We start from the raw sequence: 21,588 nt of genomic DNA on the forward strand, positions 1-21,588 counted from the left end.
TGATAGCCAGGGCAGGCAGCTAGTTTACCAAGAGAGCCGGGCTCCGTCTGGACTCGATCTATGCGCGGCCCTGCAGCCTTCTCCCCAGATTAGCCACCAGCCAACTTACTTGAGCGGCACGTAGATATCCGTTTGCCATTGCTCCAGCGGCGTTTCCGGATACACGCTCAAGTAGTGAAAGAACAACGGATGATCCCGCAGTTCCTCGTCGCTCGAAGGCAGCCAGTCCCGATAAAGCGGATAGATGGTTTCGCCAATGTAGTCAGGCGAGCCGGTATGCCGGATCACGGCGCAGCGGCCCGCCGGGATGATGCGTTCGTGCACGCCGAAATCGTTGGGCTGCACGGCTTCGCATATCTCGCCACACACGGCGAAGCGAAAGGCGTGCGCCGGGGTGGTGTCGGGGTTGTCGTAGGGGATGCCGAAGGTTCGGCTGCTGGCCACCGGTGACTGGCCGCTCTGAATGCGCCATTGGCGAAAACGCGCAACGCTTTCACTGACCAGGCCGGGCGCCCCTTGGTGTTCGAGCGCGGCCACATGGGTTTCGGCGAAATCCACGATGCGGATCTGCATGGTGATACTCCTTGAAAGATGAGGAACAACGAAAACCGCACTCCAGGCCTGCCAGTTCGGGGCCTTGGCGAATACGCTCGGCGCCATGCCAAACGCACGCTTGAAAGCCCTGGAAAAGGCTTCGGGGCTTTCGAAGCCGGCGCCGAAAGCTGCTTCCAGCACGGAGATGGCCGGCGAGGCGACCAGTTGGTGCGCCGCCCGTCGAAGCCTCATCAGTTGCACATACCGTGAAACCGGAACGCCCATGTATGCCGTGAACTGCCGATGGAAATGAAATGCCGAGAAGTACGCGACGCGGCTCAGGGCATTTACCGACAGGTCACCTTCGAGGTGGCTGTCGATGTAGGCAAGCACGGCTTCGAACCGTTTCGCGTAGGTCGCTTTGGGCTGTGAATCAGTCAACGAACGGAATCTCCGGGAGGTGCGGTGAGCGCTAGCATCCGTTGTTCAGTCATGCAGGCGCCTAGCCGGGATTGCTGTATCGGGGATTGTCTTGACCGTGCCGTGGATGGCACCGGTGCTTTCGGTGTTCGCAGGGGAGGGCAGCAGGGTGAATGCGGTCGCTGGCGCTTCCGTGCAAGGGGAAGCGCCAGCGTAACCGGCCCGGCATGATCGGTCGACTGGGCGAAGCGGGTCGTTCACGCTGATCAATGAACTCCGAGCCTCGCCAGCGCACTCCGCCGCCACTTTCAACTGCGGCAGTGCCTGCAGGCGGGAGCTGGTGAGGCAGCACCAGGCCATGCATAAAACCACTGGAGTAAATCAATCTGATTTACAATTGCGTCCCTTTTGCCGAGGCTGACGTTTCGTGGATGCCCTGTCGCTTGTCTTTGAGCACCTGACCGAGTGGGTAATTACGCCCGTTACCGACCAGTTTCTCGGCATTTTCAATATGAACGGCCGTTTCGGGGCCTTGTTCCTTTGCATCTCCTATGGCGCAGCCTACGGCCTGTTCCGTTTCAGGAAGCGGCGCGGCCTGAGCGACGCCCAGTCGTTCTGGCAATTCATCGGCGGCGCCCGGGTACATCTGCATCCCTCGGCGCTGCTGGACTACCGCTACTACTTCGTGCGGGCCATCCTCAAGGTTGCACTGGTGCTGCCCGTCGTCCAACTGGTCGACCCCTACATCCTGCGCTCCGGCGATTACCTGGTCTTTTTCAGCAACCTCTGGGGCGCGCGCCCGCGCCTGGGCGAGAACCTTGCACTGTCCCTGCTCTATGGGTTGGGGGTGTTCCTGCTCAAGGACTTCATCCATTACTGGGCGCACCGGGCCTTTCACTCCCGCTGGCTCTGGGCCTTTCACAAGGTCCATCATTCGGCGCCCGTGCTGGTGCCGGCGACAGCGAGCCGGGTGCATTTCGTGGAAAAGATCGTCGAGAAGCTGAGCACCGGCATTGGCATCGGCTTCTACGCCGGATGCTTCTGGTACCTTTGCGGCGGTGAAGTCAGCCGCTACACCCTGTTCGGCGTGACCTACCTGGTGTTCATCTTCAACAGCCTGGCGGCCAACCTGCGGCATAGCCATGTCTGGCTGTCGTTCGGCCCGCAGCTGGAACATGTGTTGAACAGCCCGGCCCAGCACCAGATCCATCACAGTGATGCCCCGCGCCATTTCAACCGGAACTTCGGCACCAACCTGTCCCTCTGGGACTGGATGTTCGGCACGCTCTATGTCACTACATCAACCCCCGAAAACATCCGCTTCGGCACCGGTGAGCAGGACCACCAGCGTTACCTGACGGTCTATAGCCTGATCGTCACGCCCTTTGTCGAAACTGGCCGTAAGGTCCTGATGAAATGCCAGCGCAAGGCTGTGCTCGGCGCGTCCGGCAGGGCGGGTCGTTAGCTGATCCCGTGTTTGTTGCGAACGACTGACCGCTCAGGCGGGGAACTGGGCTATCCAGTGCCTGGCAATCTCTTCGCGCCGGCAGACCCACACCCCGTCGTGGCCCTGCACGTAATCGAGAAAGCGCGCCAGCGCCATCGCACGACCAGGATGGCCACTGATTCGCCCATGCAGGCCCACGCTCATCATCTTCGGGTGGTGCGCGCCCTCCTGCCACAACAGGTCGAAAGCATCCTTCAGCAGCCGGAAGAAGTCTTCACCGCAGGCGAAGCCATTGGGCAGCAGATAGCGGGCGTCGTTGTTGACCAGTGTGTACGGAATCACCAGGTGGGCGGGCGAGCCTGGGAGCCAGTAGGGCAGATCATCGTTGTAGGCATCCGAGCTATAGAGAAACCCACCTTCCTCACGCAACAGGCGGCGGGTGTTCTGGCTGACCCTGCCTGTATACCAACCTACGGGGCGTTTACCGCAGATCTGCTCGATCACGTCGATGGTGAGGCGGATATGGCGCCGCTCCTGGTCTTCAGGCATGTCGCGATAGTCCAGCCAACGGTAGCCATGCCCGGCAATCTCATGCCCGGCAGCGCAGAGCGCATGGCCAACCGCCGGGGTCAGTTCCAGTGCTCGGCCTACGGCAAAGGCGGTCAGCGGCAGGCCCCTGGCGCCGAACAGCTCCAGAATGCGCCACACACCTGCGCGCGATCCGTATTCGTACATGCCCTCGACGCTCAGGTCCGGTTCCCCCACACGCGGCGGGCGGCCCGGTAGCTCATGAAGCCAGGCCTCCGACTGTGCGTCGCCATTGAGCATGCATGACTCCGCACCCTCTTCGATGTTGAGTACGAACTGGACCGCGACGCGCGCCCCACCGGGCCATCGCGGGTGGGGTGGGTTGCCGCCATAACCGATCAGGTTGCGAGCGGACATCAGCCCAGCTCGAAGGTCGTGACGGCGAACACACGTTCGTGTGCGATCGCCGGAGGAGGGCCCAGATACATGCGTGCGCAGCCGAAAACCTCGATCATGCCCTGTTGGCGCACAAGCGCCATCGCGGCGGGGTTATTCTCGGGGGCATCCAGAAACAGCGGGCAACCTTGCGCAAATTCTGCCAGGCGTGCGTAGAGGGCATTGGCTGCCAGGGCGTCATCGGCGAACAAGGGGCCGATCTTGTAGCCTTCCCGGCAGCGCCTTGCCACGCCATAGCCGCTAAGCCTGCCCTCGCGGCGGCAACCCACGGCAAGTGCATCGGCCTGGGCTATCCACCCGCTCAGGAAGGCTGCGCGCGGGGCAGGGAAGCAGGTGCGGTCGTAATCGACCACCTCATCGAACGGGAAGGTGGCCAACGGAACGATGTCCTGGTTGTCTACCTGCGAAGGCGCCGGGCGTTCGGTGGCCTTGGCACGAAAACGCATGTTGCGATGGGAGAAGACGAACCCACCCTTGGCGTAGTAGTCCTGCATCGCGAACACGCCGTCCATGCCAATGCTAGCGCCTGGGCGCAGGCGGGCGAGGAGTCGTTCGCGGCGTGCGTGCCAGAGGGTATCGCCCAGGCCTTGACCGCGATACTCAGGCCGGACGATGAAAAAGCCCATGAAACCGAATTCGCCGTTGTAGGAAGTGATGGCACCGCCACCGATCAATTCGCCGCCCCGGGACGCCGCGATGAAGGCGGCAGGGTCCGTGGCCCAGAACAAATCGGCATCGTGAACGCCGGGATTCCAACCCTCACGGGCAGCCCAATCGACGAGCTCGTCCAGTTCGGGACGGGTCATGTTGCGTATGACCAGCTGATTCGACACCGCTAAGTTCCCCCAGTTGCTAACAGGGCGGATGGTTCATCGTCACTCGGAACCCTTTGGGTATAGCTTTAACGCGAGTATTGATCCAGGCCGTTACGACGCCTGCAGGGCATGTTCATCGCGATAGATCTGAGTAGTTTCGTCATTCGGCCGATGCGGGCGACGTTTCGGTTTGGCAGGTGATTAGAAGTCGTAAAGCTGGGCGGGGTTGTCGCGCAAGATCAGGGTCTGGGTTTGCTCCTTTGGAGCCCAGCTCATCAGCAGGTCAAGGATCAGCGCATCGTCGGGTTTCTGCTCGGCGGCAAGCGTCGGGTGCGGCCAGTCGCTACCCCATAGCATGCGATCAGGGCGATGGCTGATCAGTGCACTGGCGACTCGGCCGACGTCCTCGAACAGCGGTGCTCCGATTTTCGAGCGAAGATAAGGTGCCGACAGCTTGATCCATGCCCGGTCGGTGTCCAGCAGCCGCACCAGTGCGGCGAAAGCCGGCGACTTCAGCGCTTCTGGCTGTGGTACATGGCCCATGTGGTCGATAACGATCTTGCCTGGCAAGGCCCGCAAGCGCGGGGCAACCTCGGGCAGCAGCGGCCCGGGAGCGACCTGTACGTTCCAGCCCAGTTCGCCGACCCGCGCGGCCAGGCTTTCTAGCCCATCGAGCACCTGGCTGCCAACGCTCAGGTTGAAGCGGATACCACGCACTCCTGCCTGGTGCAGTTCGGCAAGCTTTGCGTCGGTAATCGCATTGGACACAACCGCCACACCCCGGGCATCGCCGCGGCTGCGCAACAAGCCATCGAGCATCACCTGGTTATCGGTGCCGTAGGTCGATGGCGTGACGATGACCATGCGGCGGATGCCCAGGCGCTGCTGCAGTTTGCGGTAATCCTCCAGCGAGGCATCCGCCGGCAGCAGGGTAGCTCCGGGTGCGGCCGGGATACGGCTGTCGTAGAGGTGCATGTGGCAGTCGATGCTGCCTGCGGGCGGCGTCAGGCGCGGGTGCGCATCGCCCTTGCTGAAGGGCACGTCGGCCATGGCGCCCATGGAGGCGACAGCACCCAGTGCACCGGTGGCCTGCAAGAGTTGACGACGAGACAACGTCATGGATATTCCTCGTTTTTTGTTGTTGTGAAATGACGATGCCCACGTTCCTGAGGCAGGAAAGCGGGCATCGAAGTACGGCTTGCGCGGCTTATTTCGCGCTGAGAGCGCTGGCTGCCTCAGCTTGCTCGCGCTTGCGCTTGCGGCCAATTACCAGTACCGCGAGCCCGGCCACGGTGCACAGCGCGGCCAACGGCATCAGCGCCAGGGAGTAGCTGCCGGTGGCATCGTGAATGGCGCCATAGGCATTGACCATGATGCCTCCGCCAATCAGGTTGGCCATGGCGCCCACGGCTGCCAGCCCTGCAGCAGCAGTCGAGGAAGACAGCCAACCCGACACCAGCGCCCAGAACGGCCCTTTCATCGAGTAGGCGCCCACCAGGACCATTGTCAGCATCACTACCGTTGCCGGCAGGGACGAGGTGAACAAGGTCATCAGCAGACCTGCTGCAATCAGCAGCATGGTCATTGCGGTGTGCCAGCGACGCTCGCCGCTACGGTCGGAACTGCGGCCCCAGATGATCATCAGCACCGAGGCGATGCCGTAAGGGATGGCGTTCACCAGGCCGATTTCCATGGCGCTGAGGCCAAAGGTTTTCAGCAACTGCGGGGCCCACACGCTCATGGTGCTGCCAGCGGCAGAAGCGCCCGAGTAGATCAGGGCCAGCACCCAGATGTCTTTGTGGCGCAGCAGCTTCCACAGCGAAATATGGCCGATGGCGGTCTTTTTCGAGGCTTCATCAGCCAGGCGCTTGGTGAGCCAGCCGCGTTGCTCGTCACTCAGCCACTTGGCCTGCTCGGGGCGGTCGGTAAGCACGAACAGGCAGGCGATGCCCAGCAGTACGGCTGGAATGCCTTCGAGAATGAACAGCCAATGCCAGCCACGCATGCCCATCCAGCCATCCAGGTTCAGCAGCAGGCCCGACAGTGGCGAACCAATGAAGTTGGCGGCAGGGATCGCCACCATGAACAGCGCCACCATGCGCGCGCGGTAGGCAGACGGCAGCCAGTAGGTGAGGTACAGCAGCACGCCCGGGAAGAAACCGGCCTCGGCAGCACCCAGCAGAAAGCGCATCACGTACAGTGAATTGGCACCCTGAACGAACGCCGTGCCTGCCGAGATCAGGCCCCAGGTGATCATGATGCGGGCTATCCAGATGCGTGCCCCGTAGCGTTGCATGGCCAGGTTGCTGGGCACTTCGACCAGGAAGTAGGCAAAGAAGAACAGGCTGCTGGCGAAGCCGAACACCTTGGCCGTGAGCTGCAGGTCCTCGTTCATCTGCAGGGAAGCCATGCCGATATTGCCGCGATCGATGATCGCGATCAGGTAGCAGACGATCAGAAAGGGCAGCAGTCGCCAGGCGATACGGCGCATGGTGCTGCGTTCGAGTTCATCCGGCAGCGATGTTGCTGAAGTCATGGTGCTCTCCAATTGTTTTTTTTCTGGAGTGACGCGTGTGAACGTGCCCCGCTCACGAGAGGCACGCGAGGGGTGCGATCAGCTGGCGAAGAGGTGGCGGTTGACCACGCAACGCGGGTCCAGAGCATTGCCCGCCCACACATCGAGAACCTGCTTCAGCGCTACCAGGCCTACCCGTTCGCGGGCCTCGGTGGTGTTGGCACCGACATGCGGCGTGGCGACCAGTGTCGGCAGGCCCCACAGCGGGCTGTCGGCAGGCGGCGGCTCGGGGCTGAAGGTATCCAGGCCGGCACCGGCGATGCGGCGTTCGCTGAGCGCTTTTACCAGGGCGTTGGTGTCGATCAGCTCACCACGGGCAGTGTTGATCAGGATGGCGCCTGGACGCATGCGCTCGAGCTGGGCAGCGCCAATCAGGTTGTGGTTGGTCTCGGTCAGCGGGCAGTGCAGGCTGATGATATCGCTTTCAGCCAGCAGGCGATCGAAATCCTCTTCGCGCTCGACGTGCGGGCGCTCCGGCAGTTGCTTGAGGTAGGGGTCGAACACCTTGACCTTCATGCGCAGTGGCGCCACCAGGTCCATGAGGATGCTGCCGATCGAGCCCAGACCGATAAGCCCCAGGGTTTTGCCCGACAGCTCCATGCCGTTGGCCGAGGATTTGTCCCAGTGCCCGTCACGCATGCGCGCATCCAGCAGTGCGGTTTGACGTGCCACGCTGAACATAAGGGCGAAGGCCAGCTCGGCCACCGACTGGGCATTGGCGCCCAGGGCGATCGATACCGGGATGCTGCGGTCGGCGGCGGCCTGGAGATCGATGGTGTTGTAGCCCACGCCGTGCTTGGCGATCACTTTCAGGTTGGCTGAAGCGTCGATCATGGCGCGGGTCAGTTTGCCCTGGCGGACCACGATGGCATCGGGCTGTTCAGCGCGAATGATCGCTTCCAGTTCTTCGGCGGGCAGGTAGGGCGTAGTGGGGACGACTCTGACGCCCTGTTCGGCGGCAAGGTTCATGGCCTCGGCGGCAAGCTCAGGGCCGGTCAGCAGAATGGTACGGGACATCGTGGATACCTTGTTCTTGTCTGGGAGCGGTTCGGGCGCAGTCTGCCGCTCATCTGCGGCAATGGGATAAACCCTATCATAATGAAACGCTGTTGCAAGAAAATTAAGATGCTCGTCGATAGCAAGCAAAAATAGCCGACAAAAATCAATTGCCACGACTTTAATGAAATGACATTCTAAAAAACAGATTCGGCAGCGGCCGATGACATCGAATAACACCAAGAGAGGTATGTCACATGAGCATTGGCTTCCAAGTGCTTGAGCGCGCACGTAAAGTCGGTGATGAGTGGGTTGCACGTTATCGTGAGGTTCCGGTTGCCAACGTCAGCGATTCGATGAACCGGATGACTGCAGGTGGTGCCCGCCTGCGCCCCATGCATCGCGAAGGTGTGCTGTGTGGCCCGGCCTTGACGGTCAAGGCGCGCCCAGGTGACAACCTCATGCTGCATTACGCGATCGATATCGCTCAGCCGGGCGATGTGATCGTGGTCGATGCCGGTGGCGATCTGACCAACGCCCTGATCGGTGAAATGATGGTGGCCTACGCGGTCAAGCGTGGCTTGGCCGGTATCGTCATCAACGGCGCCATTCGCGATGCAGCCAACATCGGTGCGGGTGACTTCCCGTTGTTCGCTGCTGGCGTTTCGCACCGTGGCCCATACAAGGACGGCCCGGGCGAGATCAACGTGCCGATTGCCATTGATGGTATGGTGATCGAGCCAGGCGACCTGGTGATCGGTGATGACGATGGCCTGCTGTGCGTGCCTTACGACCACGTCGCCGAGGTCTATGCTCGCGCTACCGCCAAGCACACTGCCGAAACCGCACAGATGGAACACATTGCCCAAGGCACCAACGACCGTTCCTGGGTCCTGGAGTCCTTGAAGAAGAAAGGCTGCCTGCTGCCAGGCTGATCCAGCATGCGCTGCGCACCTTGCGATGGGGTGTGCAGCGGCTGTTGGGTCGGTGTCGGTCGCGGGTTCTATTGAGGATTCGCAGACTTGTCCGATTCATCGTCACCGCATCGCAAACGTTGGCCCGCCGCCGTGCGGGCGCTCGCTCATCGCAACTTTCAGATCTATTTCGCAGGCCAGGGTGTTTCCACTCTGGGCAAGTGGGTTCAGCAGGTTGCATTGGCCTGGCTGGCCTATCATCTGACCGGTTCTGCCGTACTGCTGGGGCTGATCACCTTCCTTTCGCTCGCGCCGCAATTGCTCATCGGCCCGTTGGCAGGAGCGTGGATCGATCGGCATGACAAGCGCCGGTTGCTGATCATCGTGCAGCTTATCCTGATCGCGCAGTCGCTCGTGCTGGCGCTTGCAACCTGGCGCAACTGGATCGATGGTCCGTTCATTGCTGCCATGGCATTGCTGCTTGGCTTGCTCAATGCCTTGGAAACCCCTCTGCGCCAAGCGCTGATCGGCAGTTTTGTCGACGACCCGGCCGACCTGCCGAACGCGTTGGTGCTCAATGCCATGTTGATCAATGCCGCACGGTTCGTCGGCCCGCCATTGGCCGGTGGGCTCATTGCCCTGGCCGGCGAGGCGGCCTGCTTCGCCCTTACTGCCGTGGCTTTCATGGCCTTGCTGGGTGGCTTGCTGAAAGTGCGCGGTACTGCCGGCCCAAAGGCCAGTGGCTCAACCGCGCAAGTGTTTCGCGAAGGGTTGTTGTATCTGTGGCAAACGCGCAACGTTCGCCAGTTGCTGGTCAACGTGATCATGGTCAACTTGTTGGCATCCTGCTACGCGGCACTGCTGCCGATCCTGGCCAGGGCCGTGTTCGCTGGCGATGCGCGAGTGCTTGGATGGTTGTGGGGGGCGGCAGGCGCGGGCGCGTTCGTGGCCACGCTGGTGCTGGCGGTTGGCGGTGCATTGCCTCGCCTGCGGCAGTTCACCGATGCTGGAGCACTGCTATGCGCGGTTGCGCTGGTCGGTTTGTGGATGGCGGGTGCGTTGCCACTGGCGTTGCTGGCGCTGGGCGTTCTGGGTTTCGGCATCACCCTGAGCAATGTCAGTACCAACATGCAGCTGCAAAGTGGCGCACCCAGCCATTTGCGTGGCCGGGTGATCGCTTTCTATATTGCCATGCGCTTCGGCTTCGAAGCTTTGGGCGGCATGGCGGCGGGGCTGATCGCGGCCCGCTGGGGAGCGCCGGCGACCTTGGGGGTCGCCGGAGGGTTCCTGGTGATCGGGCTGTTGGGTCAATACGGTATGCGTCGTCGCAGCTGAGCGGTCAGATTGTCTGGCCTTGGCCGTGAGGCGTCTGCTGCTTGGCGGGGTCGCCCAGCCAAAGCATCAGGCAGGTGCCGACCAGCAGGATCGATGCAACGGCAAAGAACGGCATGCTGAAGCTATGAGTGGCGTCCTTGATCAGGCCGATCAGGAACGGGCCTGTGAAGCCGCCCAGGTTGCCGATCGAGACGATCATCGCCAGGCCGCCAGCGGCGGCGCGACCGGTCAGGAAGGTCGAAGGTATCGCCCAGAACGTGGCCTGGAATGACAGGATGCTCGCCACCGCCACGCACAGGCTGGCGATCTTCAACACCGGCTGGTCAAGCAGGGCGGCGGCCACCAGGGCCACGGCGGCCAAGGCCAATGCACTGACCACATAGGGCAGGCGGTGACGGCTACGGTTGGCCAGCCGTGCCCACATCGTCATCGCCAGTGCCCCGAGCAGGTAGGGCAGGGCGACCACCAGGCCAACCACGCCGCTATCGATGCCCAGGCCTTTGATGATCTGTGGCAGCCACATGCCTATGCCAATCGAGCCGACGATGCAGCAAAAGTTGATGGCCGCCAGGGTGAACACCTTGGGGTTGGTCAAGGCTGCGCGCAGCGTATTGCCATGAGATGCACCGATGGCCTGTTGTTCTTGGGACAGGCGCTGGTCAAGCCAGGCTTTCTCTCGCGGGTTGAGCCATTTTGCCTTGGCCGGGGTGTCGACCAGCACGAAGAGGCAAGCGATGCCAAGCAGCACGGCCGGCATCGACTCGGTGACCAACAGCAGTTGCCAGTTCTTCAGGCCCAGGACGCCGTGCTGTTCCATCAGCCAGCCGGACAGGGGCGAGCCGACGATGTTGGCCGCAGGAATGCCCAGCAGGAAGGCGGCAGTGGCTTTCGCCCGCCATTTGCCGGGGAACCAGTAGGTGAAGTACAGGTATACGCCGGGCGTGAAGCCCGCTTCGGCAAGCCCAAGCAAAAAGCGCGCAATGCTGAAACTGATTGGCCCGGTGGCGAACGCGGTGGCCATGGAGATCAGCCCCCAGGTGATCATGATTCGCGCAATCCACACCCGTGCGCCAAAGCGCTGCATTAGCAGGTTGCTGGGGATCTCGAACATGAAGTAGCCGAAGAAGAACAGGCCGGCCGCCCAGCCGAACATCGTCGCGGTAAGGCCCAGGTCCTGGTTCATGCTGATGGCGGCGAAGCCGACATTGGTGCGGTCGAGGTAGCTGATCACGTAGCAGATGAAGATGAACGGCACCAGGCGCCACAGCACGCGGCGCATCAGGCGTTCGCCCTCGGCGTCGCTGAGCGGCGCCTGGGCAGCGGGGGTTTCGTGGGTCATGTCGTCACTCTTTTGTAATTGTTGTGTGCCCTGACAGGGGGCTGGTTCAGCTGTGGGAATACATTGGCAGCCCAGGCGCAGTGGTGCGCACCTGCAGAATGCTGCCGGTTTCGGATTCGGTGATGTACAGGGTTTGCCCGTCATTGCCGCCGAAGGCCAGGTTGGTGTTGCTGATGCCTGTGCAGGAGACGATGCGCTGCAATGGCTCAGCGACTTTCGACAGCTTCCATACCGAGCCGAAACCGGTATGGGCGATGTACAGGTTGCTCTGCGCATCGAGGGCCAGGCCGTCGGGCCCGCCCAGGCCGCCATGCAACTGGGCGAAAACGCCCACCTTGCCGATGATCGAGCCGTTGCCCAGCGGGATGCGCCAGATCTGTTGCGCGCGTGTCACGGCTACCAGCAGATGATTGAGGTGCGGGTCGTAGACGATGCCATTGGGGCTGGGGATGGTGCCAAGCAGGCAAGTCAGGTTGCCGCTGGCGTCGAGCTTGTACACGCGACCGCTGGCATCCTGCAGCCCGGTCTGGCCTTGGTCTGTGAAATACAGGTCACCGTTGGGTGCAAACACCAGGTCGTTGACGCCTTTGAAGCCTTCCGAACCAGCTGAGTCCAGCAGTGCTTCGATAGCACCGGTATCTGGGTCGAGCAGCATGATCCCGCGCTTGTAGTCGGTAATGAAGATGCGTCCGTCCTGGTGAATCTTCAGGCCGTTCGGCCAGCCATCGTACTGACACACCAGCTCCCATTCGCCCTGCGGCGAGATGCGGAAAATTCGCCCGTTGGGAATGTCGGTCACGTAAAGCCGGCCTTGACGATCGAATGATGGGCCTTCGAGGAACGAGTCGATGGCACGGCCCTGGCGGTTGGCATTGGCCCAGGCAGTCGGGCGCGGGTCGCGGAAGCGGTCGGGCAGGCGGGTGAATACCGTGGTCTCCACGGTCGGCGGGGCAGCAAAGAAGCTCATGGGCGCTCCTGTAGGGCCGGGGGACGCCTGGGCGTCCGATTGATGTATTTAATGCAATGGCGTTGCAAAATAAAACAAAACCGGGCGAAGGGTGAAGCTGTTTTTTGCGGTTATTCCTGTTTTTATGGTTGTTCATCGTGGCCTGTTGACGAAATTGCGATAATCTGCCTCCATATAAAGAAATGCCGTTTCAAAATAATAACAACGATCCTTTGGAGTCTCTTGCTTGAAATCCCTACCTTCCATCTGCCGCATTGCCTTGGCAGCAGGCGGCAGCGTCATAGGCTTGTCTGCCCAGGCCGACCTGATCGGTGACAGCCACGCGAACTTGTCGATGCGCAATTTCTACTTCAACAGCGATAACCGCGACGGCACGGCGCAGCCCTCCAGAACCGAGGAGTGGGCGCAAGGCTTTCTGCTCGACCTGCGCTCCGGTTATACCGACGGTGTGGTTGGTTTCGGCGTGGACGCCACGGCCATGCTGGGCCTTACGCTGGACAGCGGCAGAGGGCGGCATCAGGGCGGTAGCATGATTCCTTCCGATGGCGATGGCGCAGCTGACCGCTGGAGCAGCGCCGGTGCCACCGCCAAGATGAAGATGAGCCAGACCGAGCTGCGCGTGGGGCAGCTGATGCCCAGGTTGCCGATACTGGTGGCCTCTGATGGCCGGTTGCTGCCGCAAACCTTCCAGGGCGTGCAATTGCAGTCCAGTGACATCGATAACCTCACGCTCATCGGCGGGGCGCTGAACCGCGCCAGGGGCCGGGCTTCGACCGACCTTACCGGCATGGCCGTAAACGGCGGCACTCAGGAGAGTGACCGTTTCAACTTTGTCGGTGCCGACTACCGCGCCACCAAAACGCTGCTGCTGCAGTATTACGCCGGGCAACTCGAAGACTACTATCTGCAGCAGTTCACCGGCCTCAATCACACCCTGGCGTTGACCGATGACAGCTCGTTGACCACTGACCTGCGCTATTTCCGCACCCGTGCGGACGGTGCCAACGGCAGTAGCTCAGGGCGTAGCCAGGGTTATACCGTTGGTGGATACACCAAAGGTAGCGACGGGGAAATCGACAACGACCTGTGGAGTGCGGCGTTCACCTATCGTTTGCGGGGCCACTCGCTGACCCTGGGTTATCAGCGTGTTTCCGACGATAGCAACTTCGTGCAGATCAACCAGGGATCGATCGACAAGGGGGCTGGTGGCAGCAGCCTGTATCTGTGGACGGACAAGATGCTGCTCAGCTTCACGCGCGCTGGTGAACGTACCGGGTTTGCCCAGTACGGCTATGACTTTGCTGCCAACGGCATACCTGGGCTGAAGGCTTCGGTGATCTATTTGAAAGGCGACCACATCCAGGCAGCCGCAGGCGCCGAACAGTCGGAGTGGGAGCGAGACTTCTCGCTGGACTACGTGATCCAGGGCGGCACGTTCAAAGGGCTTGGCGTGGCCTGGCGCAACGGCAAATCGCACAGCGAGGCAGCACGCAATGGTGACCAGAACCGCCTGATCATCAACTACACCCTGCCGCTGTTCTGAGCATCGGCCAGCGCAGCGAACAGGGCCGCATCGGCTGTAAGGTTCGCTGATTGCCCGGTCTGCGAATATTTGCCCCATACGATAGCGATCAACCTCTAGCCAGCAGGCGCAGATATATTGCCCTGCTGGCTTTTTTTATCTTGCACGCACAGCGCATGCTACGTTGGCGGTGGCCGACCGTTGTCGGATAATGAGGTTTTTCCGCCCTTGCGTACAATCGAGGGCTTCGATCCTGTGAGGTTTTGCAAATGGTGAAAGCGCGGCCGCGTCCAGCGGTAAATGGTGTGGCATCGGCAGACCGTGTTTTGACCGTGCTGACCGCGTTTCAGATAGGCGACTCTGCGCTGAGCCTGGTTCAGCTGGTTGAACGTACCGGCCTCATCAAAAGCACGATCATGCGCTTGATGGTGTCCCTGGAAAACCATGGCTTCATCACGCGCATGGCTGACGGGCGTTATCAGCTAGCCAGTGAAGTCATGCGCTTGAACACGGTCTATCAAGAGGCACTGGACCTCGAAAGGCATGTGATGCCACGTTTGCACGATTTGGCTGAAAAGTCGGGTGAGACCGCCTCCTTCTATGTGCGCCACGGTGCATATCGGATGTGCCAGTACCGTGTTAACTCTTCCCATCGACTTCGCCTCAATCTTCAACCCGGCGACATGCGGCCGATGGATGAAGCGGCGGGGGCTCAGGCGTTGCGCGCGCCGTATCATATCGGTATTGCATTGCAAAAACCCTACTACTCGAAGGGAGCCACCGACCCGCATGCCGCTTCAATGGCGCTGCCCATCTACGGCGCGCAGCAGGAACTGATGGGAGCTCTTGTCATTTCAGGACCAGCAAGCCGTTTGACGGAGGAATATGCCGAAAGCCTCAAGCTCATGTTCTTCGAGGCGGCACGTGATCTGATGCGAAGCCTGGGCTTCAAGCCTGCGTCATTGGAGGCCGAGCCGGTCCAGTAAGCGTGCCTCATGGGCCCGGCTTGCGGTGTCTTTGTCGAGCAGCCTGGCTGATTGAGGCGGCCAGGCACTGATTGACAAAGCCGTGCAGCTTTGAAGCCGCGCGCAGTCATTTGTAGGAGCAGCCTTGTGCTGCGAAGAGGCCGGTGCTGGCAATCCATATCTGTTGCCAGTATCGGCCTCTTCGCAGCACAAGGCTGCTCCTACAAACGATGCGCCAGGCGAGCGATCGTTGTTCTCTGCGCGGCAGCGCAGCCCAAAGGGGTGGGCCGTCTCCTGCAAGAGCAGCCAGCATAAGCATGGAAAACAACCCGCGTCGGTTTCAGGATGCGCCTGGTCGTTCGCACGCAACCCCCCGGCGCCACAAGTGCCATGCTTGCAGGATGCCTCGGACCAGTGCGCGCAGACGTACGGCCGCAGGCAAGGAGGCCGCTGGCTCCACGCAACCGTGACGTGGCCGGCGCGCCGCAGCAGAACACGCCGGATACCTGCCCTCACAACAATTCAGGCAGGGTCCGTGATGCCGAGGTCCGCTGTATGCCTGATGAATTGCTCCACCTGCCTGTGATCCACCGCATTCTGGCCCGTGACAAGGATACCCCCGGCGCGCTGTTGCCGATCCTGCATGCCATCCAGCACGACATCGGCTACATCCCCGATGCCGCTGTCGCCGAAATTGCCCATGCCCTGAACCTCAGCCTGGCCGAGGTGCGTGGGGTGATCAGCTTCTACCACGATTTCCGCACCACGCCACCGGCACGCCACACCCTGCGCCTGTGCCGCGCCGAGTCGTGCCAGAGCCGGGGCGCCGAGGCGCTGGCCGCGCAACTGCGCGAACAGCTGGCGCTGGACGACCACGGCACCAGCGCCGACGGCGCCATCAGCCTGCGCCCGGTGTACTGCCTGGGCGCCTGTGCCTGCTCGCCAGCGCTGGAACTGGACGGCCAGGTGCATGCGCGCCTTACCCCTGAGCGCCTGCGCGCGCTGGTCAACGCCTGCCGGGAGGACGCAGCATGCTGAAGCTGTACATCCCCTGCGATTCGGTAGCCCGTGCCGTGGGCGCCGACCAGGTCGCCGATGCCTTGCAGCGCGAGGCCGAGCGCCGCCAGCTGCCGCTGGACATCCAGCGTACCAGTTCCCGCGGGCTGTACTGGCTGGAACCGCTGCTGGAGTGCGACAGCGCGCAAGGGCGCCTGGGTTTCGGCCCGGTCACCCCGGAAGACGTGCCGTCCTTGCTCGACGCCTTTACCGGTGAGCCCGGTGAGCCCGGTGAACCTGGTGGCCACTCGCTGGCCCTGGGGCCGGTCGAGGACATCCCTTACCTCAAGACCCAGCAGCGCCTGTTGTTCGCCCGCGCCGGCATCACCCGCCCGTTGTCGCTGGACGACTACCGTGCCCATGGCGGTTTTGCCGGCCTTGAAGCGGCCGTGGCCCTGGACGGTGCCGAGGTGGTCGCCGCCGTGCTCGATTCCGGCCTGCGCGGCCGCGGCGGTGCGGCGTTCCCGGCCGGCATCAAGTGGCGCACCGTGCGTGACGCCGGGGCCGGGCAGAAGTACGTGGTGTGCAACGCCGACGAGGGTGACTCCGGTACCTTCGCCGACCGCATGCTGATGGAAGGCGACCCGTTCCTGCTGATCGAAGGCATGATCATTGCCGGCCTCGCCGTGGGTGCCGACAAGGGCTACATCTATGTGCGCTCGGAATACCCCGACGCCATCCGCGTGCTTGACCAGGCCTTCGCCATCGCCCGTGACGCCGGCTATCTCGGCAGCGACGTGGCCGGCAGCGGCCAGGCCTTCGACCTGGAAGTGCGGGTCGGCGCCGGCGCCTATATCTGCGGCGAAGAAACCGCGCTGCTCGAATCCATCGAAGGCAAGCGCGGTATCGTTCGCGCCAAGCCTCCGCTACCCGCGCTGCAGGGCCTGTTCGGCCTGCCGACGCTGGTGCACAACGTACTCACCCTGGCCTCGGTACCCGTCATCATGGCCAAGGGCGCGGCGTTCTATCGCGACTTCGGCATGGGCCGCTCGCTGGGCACCATGCCGTTCCAGTTGGCCGGCAACATCCGTCAGGGCGGCCTGGTGGAACGCGCCTTTGGCCTGACCTTGCGCGAGCTGGTGGAAGGCTATGGCGGCGGCACGGCCAGCGGCCGGCCGTTGAAGGCCGCGCAGGTTGGTGGCCCGCTCGGTGCCTGGGTACCGCCCAGCCACTTCGATACGCCGCTGGACTACGAAGCCTTTGCCGCCATGGGCGCGATGCTCGGCCATGGTGGTGTGGTAGTGGCCGACGACACCCTGAACATGGCCAGCATGGCGCGCTTCGCCTTGCAGTTCTGCGCCGAGGAGTCCTGTGGCAAATGCACCCCGTGCCGCATCGGCTCGACCCGGGGCATGGAAGTGGTCGACCGGCTGATCGCCACCAGCGACATGACCGAACGGCATGACCAGGCCCTGTTGCTGCGCGACCTGTGCGACACCATGCAATACGGCTCGCTGTGCGCCATGGGCGGCATGACCGCTTATCCGGTGGCCAGCGCGCTGAAGTACTTCCCCGCCGATTTCGGGCTGACCCACACGGAGGCCGCGCAGTGATCAATTTCTTCGACCCCGCTTCTGATAAAAGCAGCGACCTCGGCACCCCGGCCCGTGACAGCGAGGTACAGGTCAGCCTGAGCATCGATGGCCGCGCCATCACTGTGCCCGCCGGTACTTCGGTGATGCGTGCCGCGGCCATGCTCGGCACCAGCATCCCCAAACTGTGCGCCACCGACAGCCTCGAAGCCTTTGGCTCGTGCCGCATGTGCATGGTGGAAATCGAAGGCATGCGCGGTTACCCGGCCTCCTGCACCACCCCGGTCAGCGAAGGCATGGTGGTGCACACCGAAACCCCGCGCCTGGCCGGCCTGCGCCGCAATGTGATGGAGCTGTACATCTCCGACCACCCGCTGGACTGCCTGACCTGTTCGGCCAACGGCAACTGCGAGCTGCAGACCGTGGCCGGCCAGGTGGGCCTGCGCGAGGTGCGCTATGGCTACGACGGCGCCAACCACCTGGCCGAGAAAAAGGACGTATCCAACCCGTATTTCGACTACGAGCCGAGCAAGTGCATCGTCTGCAGCCGCTGCGTGCGTGCCTGCGAGGACATCCAGGGCACCTTCGCCCTGACCATCACCGGGCGCGGTTTCGAATCGCGGGTGGCGGCGGCGGGTGGTGAAAACTTCCTCGCCTCCGAGTGCGTGTCTTGCGGCGCCTGCGTGCAGGCCTGCCCGACCGCGACCCTGACCGAAAAGAGCCTGGTACAGCTGGGCCAACCCGAGCGTGCGGTCATCACCACCTGCGCCTATTGCGGCGTCGGCTGCTCGTTCCGCGCCGAAATGAAGGGCGACCAGCTGGTGCGCATGGTCCCGGACAAGAACGGCGGCGCCAACCACGGCCACGCCTGCGTCAAGGGCCGCTTCGCCTGGGGTTACGCCACCCACCCGGACCGCATCACCAAGCCGATGATCCGCAAGCGCCTGGAAGACCCATGGCAGGAAGTCAGCTGGGACGAAGCGGTGACCTACGCCGCCAGCGAGTTCCGCCGCATCCAACTGAAGTACGGTCGCGATTCCATCGGCGGCATCACCTCCAGCCGCTGCACCAACGAAGAAGCCTACCTGGTGCAGAAACTGGTGCGCACGGCGTTCGGCAACAACAACGTCGACACCTGCGCGCGGGTATGCCATTCGCCCACCGGCTATGGCCTGAAGCAGACCCTGGGTGAGTCGGCCGGTACACAAAGCTTCGACTCGGTGATGCAGGCCGACGTGGTGCTGGTGATCGGCGCCAACCCCACCGACGCCCACCCGGTATTCGGCTCGCAGCTCAAGCGCCGCCTGCGCCAGGGCGCGCGGCTGATCGTGATCGACCCACGGCGCATCGACCTGGTCGACTCGCCGCACGCCCGCGCCGAGCTGCACCTGCAACTGCGCCCCGGTACCAACGTGGCCATGCTCAACGCCCTTGCCCACGTGATCGTCACCGAAGGCCTGCTGGCCCAGCGCTTCATCGATGCCCGCTGCGAAACCGAAGATTTCGCCCGCTGGCGCGACTTCGTCAGCCTGGCGGAAAACGCCCCCGAAGTGCTTGGCCCGGTCTGCGGCGTGCCTGCCGAGCAGATCCGCGCCGCCGCCCGGCTGTACGCCACCGGCGGCAACGCGGCGATCTACTACGGCCTGGGCGTGACCGAACACAGCCAGGGCAGCACCGCGGTGATGGGCATCGCCAACCTGGCCATGGCCACCGGCAACATCGGCCGTGAAGGGGTAGGGGTGAACCCGCTGCGCGGGCAGAACAACGTGCAAGGCTCGTGCGACATGGGCTCGTTCCCCCACGAACTGCCCGGCTACCGGCACATTTCCAACGAAGTTGTGCGCGCCGAGTTCGAGCAGGCCTGGGGCGTGACCCTGCAGCCTGACCCGGGCCTGCGCATCCCCAACATGTTCGAGGCTGCGCTGGACGGCAGTTTCAAGGCCCTTTACTGCCAGGGCGAGGACATTGCCCAGAGCGACCCCAACACCCAGCACGTCACTGCGGCCCTGCTGGCCATGGAGTGCGTGGTGGTGCAGGACATCTTCCTCAACGAAACAGCCAAGTTCGCCCATGTGTTCCTGCCGGGCAGCTCGTTCCTGGAGAAGGACGGTACCTTCACCAATGCCGAGCGGCGTATTTCGCGGGTGCGCAAGGTCATGGAGCCGTTGGCCGGAAAGGCCGACTGGGAGGCGACCATAGCCCTGGCCAATGCCTTGGGCTACCCGATGAGCTACCGTCACCCGTCCGAGATCATGGACGAGATCGCCCGCCTTACGCCTACCTTCCACCGCGTCAGCTACGCCGAGATCGACCGCCACGGCAGCCTGCAGTGGCCGTGCAACGACGCAGCGCCGGATGGCACGCCGACCATGCACATCGACCAGTTCGTACGTGGCAAGGGGCGCTTCATGCTCACCGGCTACGTGCCCACCGAGGAGAAGGTCAACAACCGCTACCCGCTGCTGCTGACCACCGGGCGCATTCTCAGCCAGTACAACGTCGGCGCCCAGACCCGGCGTACCGGCAACGTCGCCTGGCATGACGCCGACCGCCTGGAAATCCACCCGACCGACGCCGAAAGCCGTGGCATCCAGGATGGCGACTGGGTCGGCATCGGCAGCCGCGCCGGGCAGACGGTGCTGCGCGCCAAGGTCAGCACGCGGGTGGCGCCGGGTGTGGTGTACACCACCTTCCACTTCCCAGAGTCGGGGGCCAACGTGATTACCACCGACAACTCCGACTGGGCCACCAACTGCCCTGAGTACAAGGTGACGGCGGTGGAGGTGGTGAAAGTGTTCCAGCCGTCGCAGTGGCAGAAGCGCTACCAGGACTTCAGTGACGAGCAGCGGCGGTTGTTGAAGGAGCGTCGTATTGCCGAGAAAACCGAGGTGCGCCGATGAGCAGTGAGAATCTGGTCAAGATGGCCAACCAGATTGCCCATTACTTCGACAGCGAGCCAGACCGGGCGCTGGCGGTGCAAGGGATACGGCAGCATCTGCAGAGCTTCTGGACGCCTGCGATGCGCCGGCAACTGGCGGAATGGGCCGAGGCCAATGCAGGGGAGGGGCTGGACCCGAAGGTGCAGGAAGCGTTGGCCTAGCGTTTGGTGTCGAATGGGGCTGCTGCGCAGCCCATCGCCGGCAAGCCAGCTCCCACAGGTACTGCACATGACTTGAGGTCAATGTGGTCGATGTGGGAGCTGGCTTGCCGGCGATAGGGCCCTGACAGATTGAACTCAGCCGCGGGCCAGTTCCGCCAGATGGGCAATTGCCTCCTCGCTCTTGAGCACCAGCACATCCCTCTCCAGCGAATCCAGCACCACCTCCGCGGTATTACCAATCAACGCCCCGGAAATCCCCGTGCGGCACACCGTGCCGATCACCGTTACCACGGCATCGAGCTTCTTCTCGGTATGCGGAATCAGCACATCCGCCGGCCCTTCGGCCACATGCAAGCGGTCTTCGCTGATGTCGTACTCTGCCTGGAATGCCTTGCACGCCTCGCGGTAGCGCTTTTCGATGGTATCGCTCAGCTGGTACACCGGGTCCGACGCTGACAGCATCGGCGACGGATGGGCGCTGATGACGTGAAGCTCGCCTTTGGCCAGCCCGGCAATGGCATAGCCATGGTCGATGATGCTGGCATGCAGGCGGCGGTGGCCCTCGTCCTGGTTGCCCACGTCCACCGCGGCCAGGATCTTGCCGCCGGTCCACGGCCGCTCGCTCTTGACCATGAGCACGGCACAAGGGCATTGGCGCAGCAGCTTCCAGTCGCTGGGGGTGAGCAGGGCCTTTTTCAGCGGGTTGTCCGGGCGGTGTTCCTTGATCACCAGCTCGCAGCCCTCGGCCTGCTGCACGTAGATGATGGTGTCGTGCAGGTTGTCGCGCCAGGCCTCCTCATGGGTGACGCTGTCGTACCCGTCATCATGCAGCTGGCTGCTCAGCAGGCTCAGTAGCGCGCTGTGGTCATGCCTTTTGTCGCACATCAGCAGGTGCAGGCGGGCGCCGGTGACGCCGGCGATCAGCTTGGCCCGGGTCAGTGCCCGGCTGTGGGCGTGCTCGGGGTCGAGGACGACGAGGATGCTGCGGACGGCTTGCATGGGCGTTAACTCCCTTCAAAGGTGGCGACCAATGCCTGACTATAGTCGGCGCTTCCCCCGCTGGCGCTTGATGTACATCAAGCATAGT

At 62.9% G+C, this 21,588-nt stretch carries 18 protein-coding genes; 9 read left to right on the top strand and 9 right to left on the bottom strand.

All coding sequences use genetic code 11. The features are described from left to right. Positions 1-105 precede the first annotated feature (105 nt). Positions 106-975, bottom strand: a complete 870-nt coding sequence (locus tag AC2T3R_RS08450; RefSeq protein WP_486744922.1) for an AraC family transcriptional regulator — start codon at positions 973-975, stop codon at positions 106-108. A 406-nt stretch (positions 976-1,381) separates the two neighbouring features. Here AC2T3R_RS08450 and AC2T3R_RS08455 point away from each other — a divergent pair, with 406 nt between their 5' ends. Beyond that, positions 1,382-2,419 carry a sterol desaturase family protein gene (locus AC2T3R_RS08455; RefSeq protein WP_486744924.1) on the top strand — a complete coding sequence of 346 codons (1,038 nt, stop codon included), beginning with the start codon at positions 1,382-1,384 and terminating at the stop codon, positions 2,417-2,419. A gap of 33 nt (positions 2,420-2,452) precedes the next feature. On the opposite strand, the gene puuE is transcribed toward AC2T3R_RS08455, so the two are convergent. The 5 genes from puuE to AC2T3R_RS08480 all read right to left on the bottom strand — a co-directional run bounded on the left by puuE (position 2,453) and on the right by AC2T3R_RS08480 (position 7,792). Next, positions 2,453-3,346, bottom strand: a complete 894-nt coding sequence (gene puuE / locus AC2T3R_RS08460; RefSeq protein ID WP_486744925.1) for an allantoinase PuuE — start codon at positions 3,344-3,346, stop codon at positions 2,453-2,455. After that, positions 3,346-4,218 (bottom strand): GNAT family N-acetyltransferase, encoded by an 873-nt coding sequence (locus AC2T3R_RS08465; protein ID WP_410952541.1) that lies wholly within the window; start codon positions 4,216-4,218, stop codon positions 3,346-3,348. The genes puuE and AC2T3R_RS08465 overlap by 1 nt, the downstream gene beginning before the upstream one ends. A gap of 183 nt (positions 4,219-4,401) precedes the next feature. Beyond that, a complete protein-coding gene (locus tag AC2T3R_RS08470) occupies positions 4,402-5,319 on the bottom strand; it encodes an amidohydrolase family protein (RefSeq protein ID WP_410952540.1) in 918 nt (305 codons plus the stop codon). Between the two features lie 88 nt (positions 5,320-5,407). Continuing rightward, positions 5,408-6,736 carry an MFS transporter gene (locus tag AC2T3R_RS08475; RefSeq protein ID WP_486744926.1) on the bottom strand — a complete coding sequence of 443 codons (1,329 nt, stop codon included), beginning with the start codon at positions 6,734-6,736 and terminating at the stop codon, positions 5,408-5,410. A 78-nt stretch (positions 6,737-6,814) separates the two neighbouring features. Then, a complete protein-coding gene (locus tag AC2T3R_RS08480) occupies positions 6,815-7,792 on the bottom strand; it encodes a hydroxyacid dehydrogenase (RefSeq protein WP_024086593.1) in 978 nt (325 codons plus the stop codon). Between the two features lie 236 nt (positions 7,793-8,028). Here AC2T3R_RS08480 and AC2T3R_RS08485 point away from each other — a divergent pair, with 236 nt between their 5' ends. Together AC2T3R_RS08485 and AC2T3R_RS08490 are read left to right on the top strand one after the other, a co-directional pair. Next, a complete protein-coding gene (locus tag AC2T3R_RS08485; protein WP_013971794.1) occupies positions 8,029-8,706 on the top strand; it encodes an RraA family protein in 678 nt (225 codons plus the stop codon). An 87-nt stretch (positions 8,707-8,793) separates the two neighbouring features. Further along, positions 8,794-10,020, top strand: coding sequence for an MFS transporter (locus tag AC2T3R_RS08490; protein ID WP_486744927.1), 1,227 nt, complete (start codon positions 8,794-8,796; stop codon positions 10,018-10,020). A 4-nt stretch (positions 10,021-10,024) separates the two neighbouring features. Here the strand turns inward: AC2T3R_RS08490 and AC2T3R_RS08495 are convergent, their stop codons facing one another. Further along, positions 10,025-11,359, bottom strand: coding sequence for an MFS transporter (locus tag AC2T3R_RS08495; protein ID WP_013971796.1), 1,335 nt, complete (start codon positions 11,357-11,359; stop codon positions 10,025-10,027). Between the two features lie 46 nt (positions 11,360-11,405). Beyond that, positions 11,406-12,326, bottom strand: a complete 921-nt coding sequence (locus tag AC2T3R_RS08500; RefSeq protein ID WP_410952538.1) for an SMP-30/gluconolactonase/LRE family protein — start codon at positions 12,324-12,326, stop codon at positions 11,406-11,408. Positions 12,327-12,552: 226 nt separating this feature from the next. On the opposite strand from AC2T3R_RS08500, the gene AC2T3R_RS08505 reads away from it, so the two are divergent. The 6 genes from AC2T3R_RS08505 (at position 12,553) to AC2T3R_RS08530 (ending at position 20,501) form a co-directional block, all read left to right on the top strand. After that, positions 12,553-13,869: an OprD family porin gene (locus AC2T3R_RS08505; RefSeq protein WP_024086594.1), complete on the top strand. Its 1,317-nt coding sequence runs from the start codon at positions 12,553-12,555 to the stop codon at positions 13,867-13,869. 248 nt (positions 13,870-14,117) lie between these two features. Then, positions 14,118-14,834 carry an IclR family transcriptional regulator gene (locus tag AC2T3R_RS08510; RefSeq protein ID WP_123084557.1) on the top strand — a complete coding sequence of 239 codons (717 nt, stop codon included), beginning with the start codon at positions 14,118-14,120 and terminating at the stop codon, positions 14,832-14,834. A gap of 534 nt (positions 14,835-15,368) precedes the next feature. After that, positions 15,369-15,851: a formate dehydrogenase subunit gamma gene (locus AC2T3R_RS08515; protein ID WP_015269625.1), complete on the top strand. Its 483-nt coding sequence runs from the start codon at positions 15,369-15,371 to the stop codon at positions 15,849-15,851. Beyond that, the gene (locus AC2T3R_RS08520) at positions 15,845-17,422 is read left to right on the top strand and encodes a formate dehydrogenase beta subunit (protein WP_486744928.1); all 1,578 of its coding nucleotides are present in this window, start codon (positions 15,845-15,847) and stop codon (positions 17,420-17,422) included. Before AC2T3R_RS08515 ends, AC2T3R_RS08520 begins: the two co-directional genes overlap by 7 nt. Further along, positions 17,419-20,301 (top strand): formate dehydrogenase subunit alpha, encoded by a 2,883-nt coding sequence (gene fdhF, locus AC2T3R_RS08525; RefSeq protein WP_054572332.1) that lies wholly within the window; start codon positions 17,419-17,421, stop codon positions 20,299-20,301. The genes AC2T3R_RS08520 and fdhF overlap by 4 nt, the downstream gene beginning before the upstream one ends. Continuing rightward, complete coding sequence (locus AC2T3R_RS08530; RefSeq protein ID WP_013971803.1) at positions 20,298-20,501, top strand: formate dehydrogenase subunit delta; 204 nt, start codon at positions 20,298-20,300, stop codon at positions 20,499-20,501. The genes fdhF and AC2T3R_RS08530 overlap by 4 nt, the downstream gene beginning before the upstream one ends. A 135-nt stretch (positions 20,502-20,636) precedes the next feature. Here AC2T3R_RS08530 and AC2T3R_RS08535 read toward each other — a convergent pair whose 3' ends face one another. Continuing rightward, positions 20,637-21,500 (bottom strand): universal stress protein, encoded by an 864-nt coding sequence (locus AC2T3R_RS08535; protein ID WP_486744929.1) that lies wholly within the window; start codon positions 21,498-21,500, stop codon positions 20,637-20,639. Between the last annotated feature and the right edge of the window lie 88 nt (positions 21,501-21,588).

The organism is Pseudomonas sp. PVC-5-1 (assembly GCF_057444345.1).

Coding starts and splice junctions, on each gene's coding strand:
- puuE (WP_486744925.1), bottom strand. CDS start 3,346: ATGTCCGCTCGCAACCTGATCGGTTATGGCGGCAACCCACCCCACCCG.
- AC2T3R_RS08500 (WP_410952538.1), bottom strand. CDS start 12,326: ATGAGCTTCTTTGCTGCCCCGCCGACCGTGGAGACCACGGTATTCACC.
- AC2T3R_RS08485 (WP_013971794.1), top strand. CDS start 8,029: ATGAGCATTGGCTTCCAAGTGCTTGAGCGCGCACGTAAAGTCGGTGAT.
- AC2T3R_RS08530 (WP_013971803.1), top strand. CDS start 20,298: ATGAGCAGTGAGAATCTGGTCAAGATGGCCAACCAGATTGCCCATTAC.
- AC2T3R_RS08535 (WP_486744929.1), bottom strand. CDS start 21,500: ATGCAAGCCGTCCGCAGCATCCTCGTCGTCCTCGACCCCGAGCACGCC.
- AC2T3R_RS08495 (WP_013971796.1), bottom strand. CDS start 11,359: ATGACCCACGAAACCCCCGCTGCCCAGGCGCCGCTCAGCGACGCCGAG.
- AC2T3R_RS08470 (WP_410952540.1), bottom strand. CDS start 5,319: ATGACGTTGTCTCGTCGTCAACTCTTGCAGGCCACCGGTGCACTGGGT.
- AC2T3R_RS08510 (WP_123084557.1), top strand. CDS start 14,118: ATGGTGAAAGCGCGGCCGCGTCCAGCGGTAAATGGTGTGGCATCGGCA.
- AC2T3R_RS08515 (WP_015269625.1), top strand. CDS start 15,369: ATGCCTGATGAATTGCTCCACCTGCCTGTGATCCACCGCATTCTGGCC.
- AC2T3R_RS08480 (WP_024086593.1), bottom strand. CDS start 7,792: ATGTCCCGTACCATTCTGCTGACCGGCCCTGAGCTTGCCGCCGAGGCC.
- AC2T3R_RS08520 (WP_486744928.1), top strand. CDS start 15,845: ATGCTGAAGCTGTACATCCCCTGCGATTCGGTAGCCCGTGCCGTGGGC.
- AC2T3R_RS08475 (WP_486744926.1), bottom strand. CDS start 6,736: ATGACTTCAGCAACATCGCTGCCGGATGAACTCGAACGCAGCACCATG.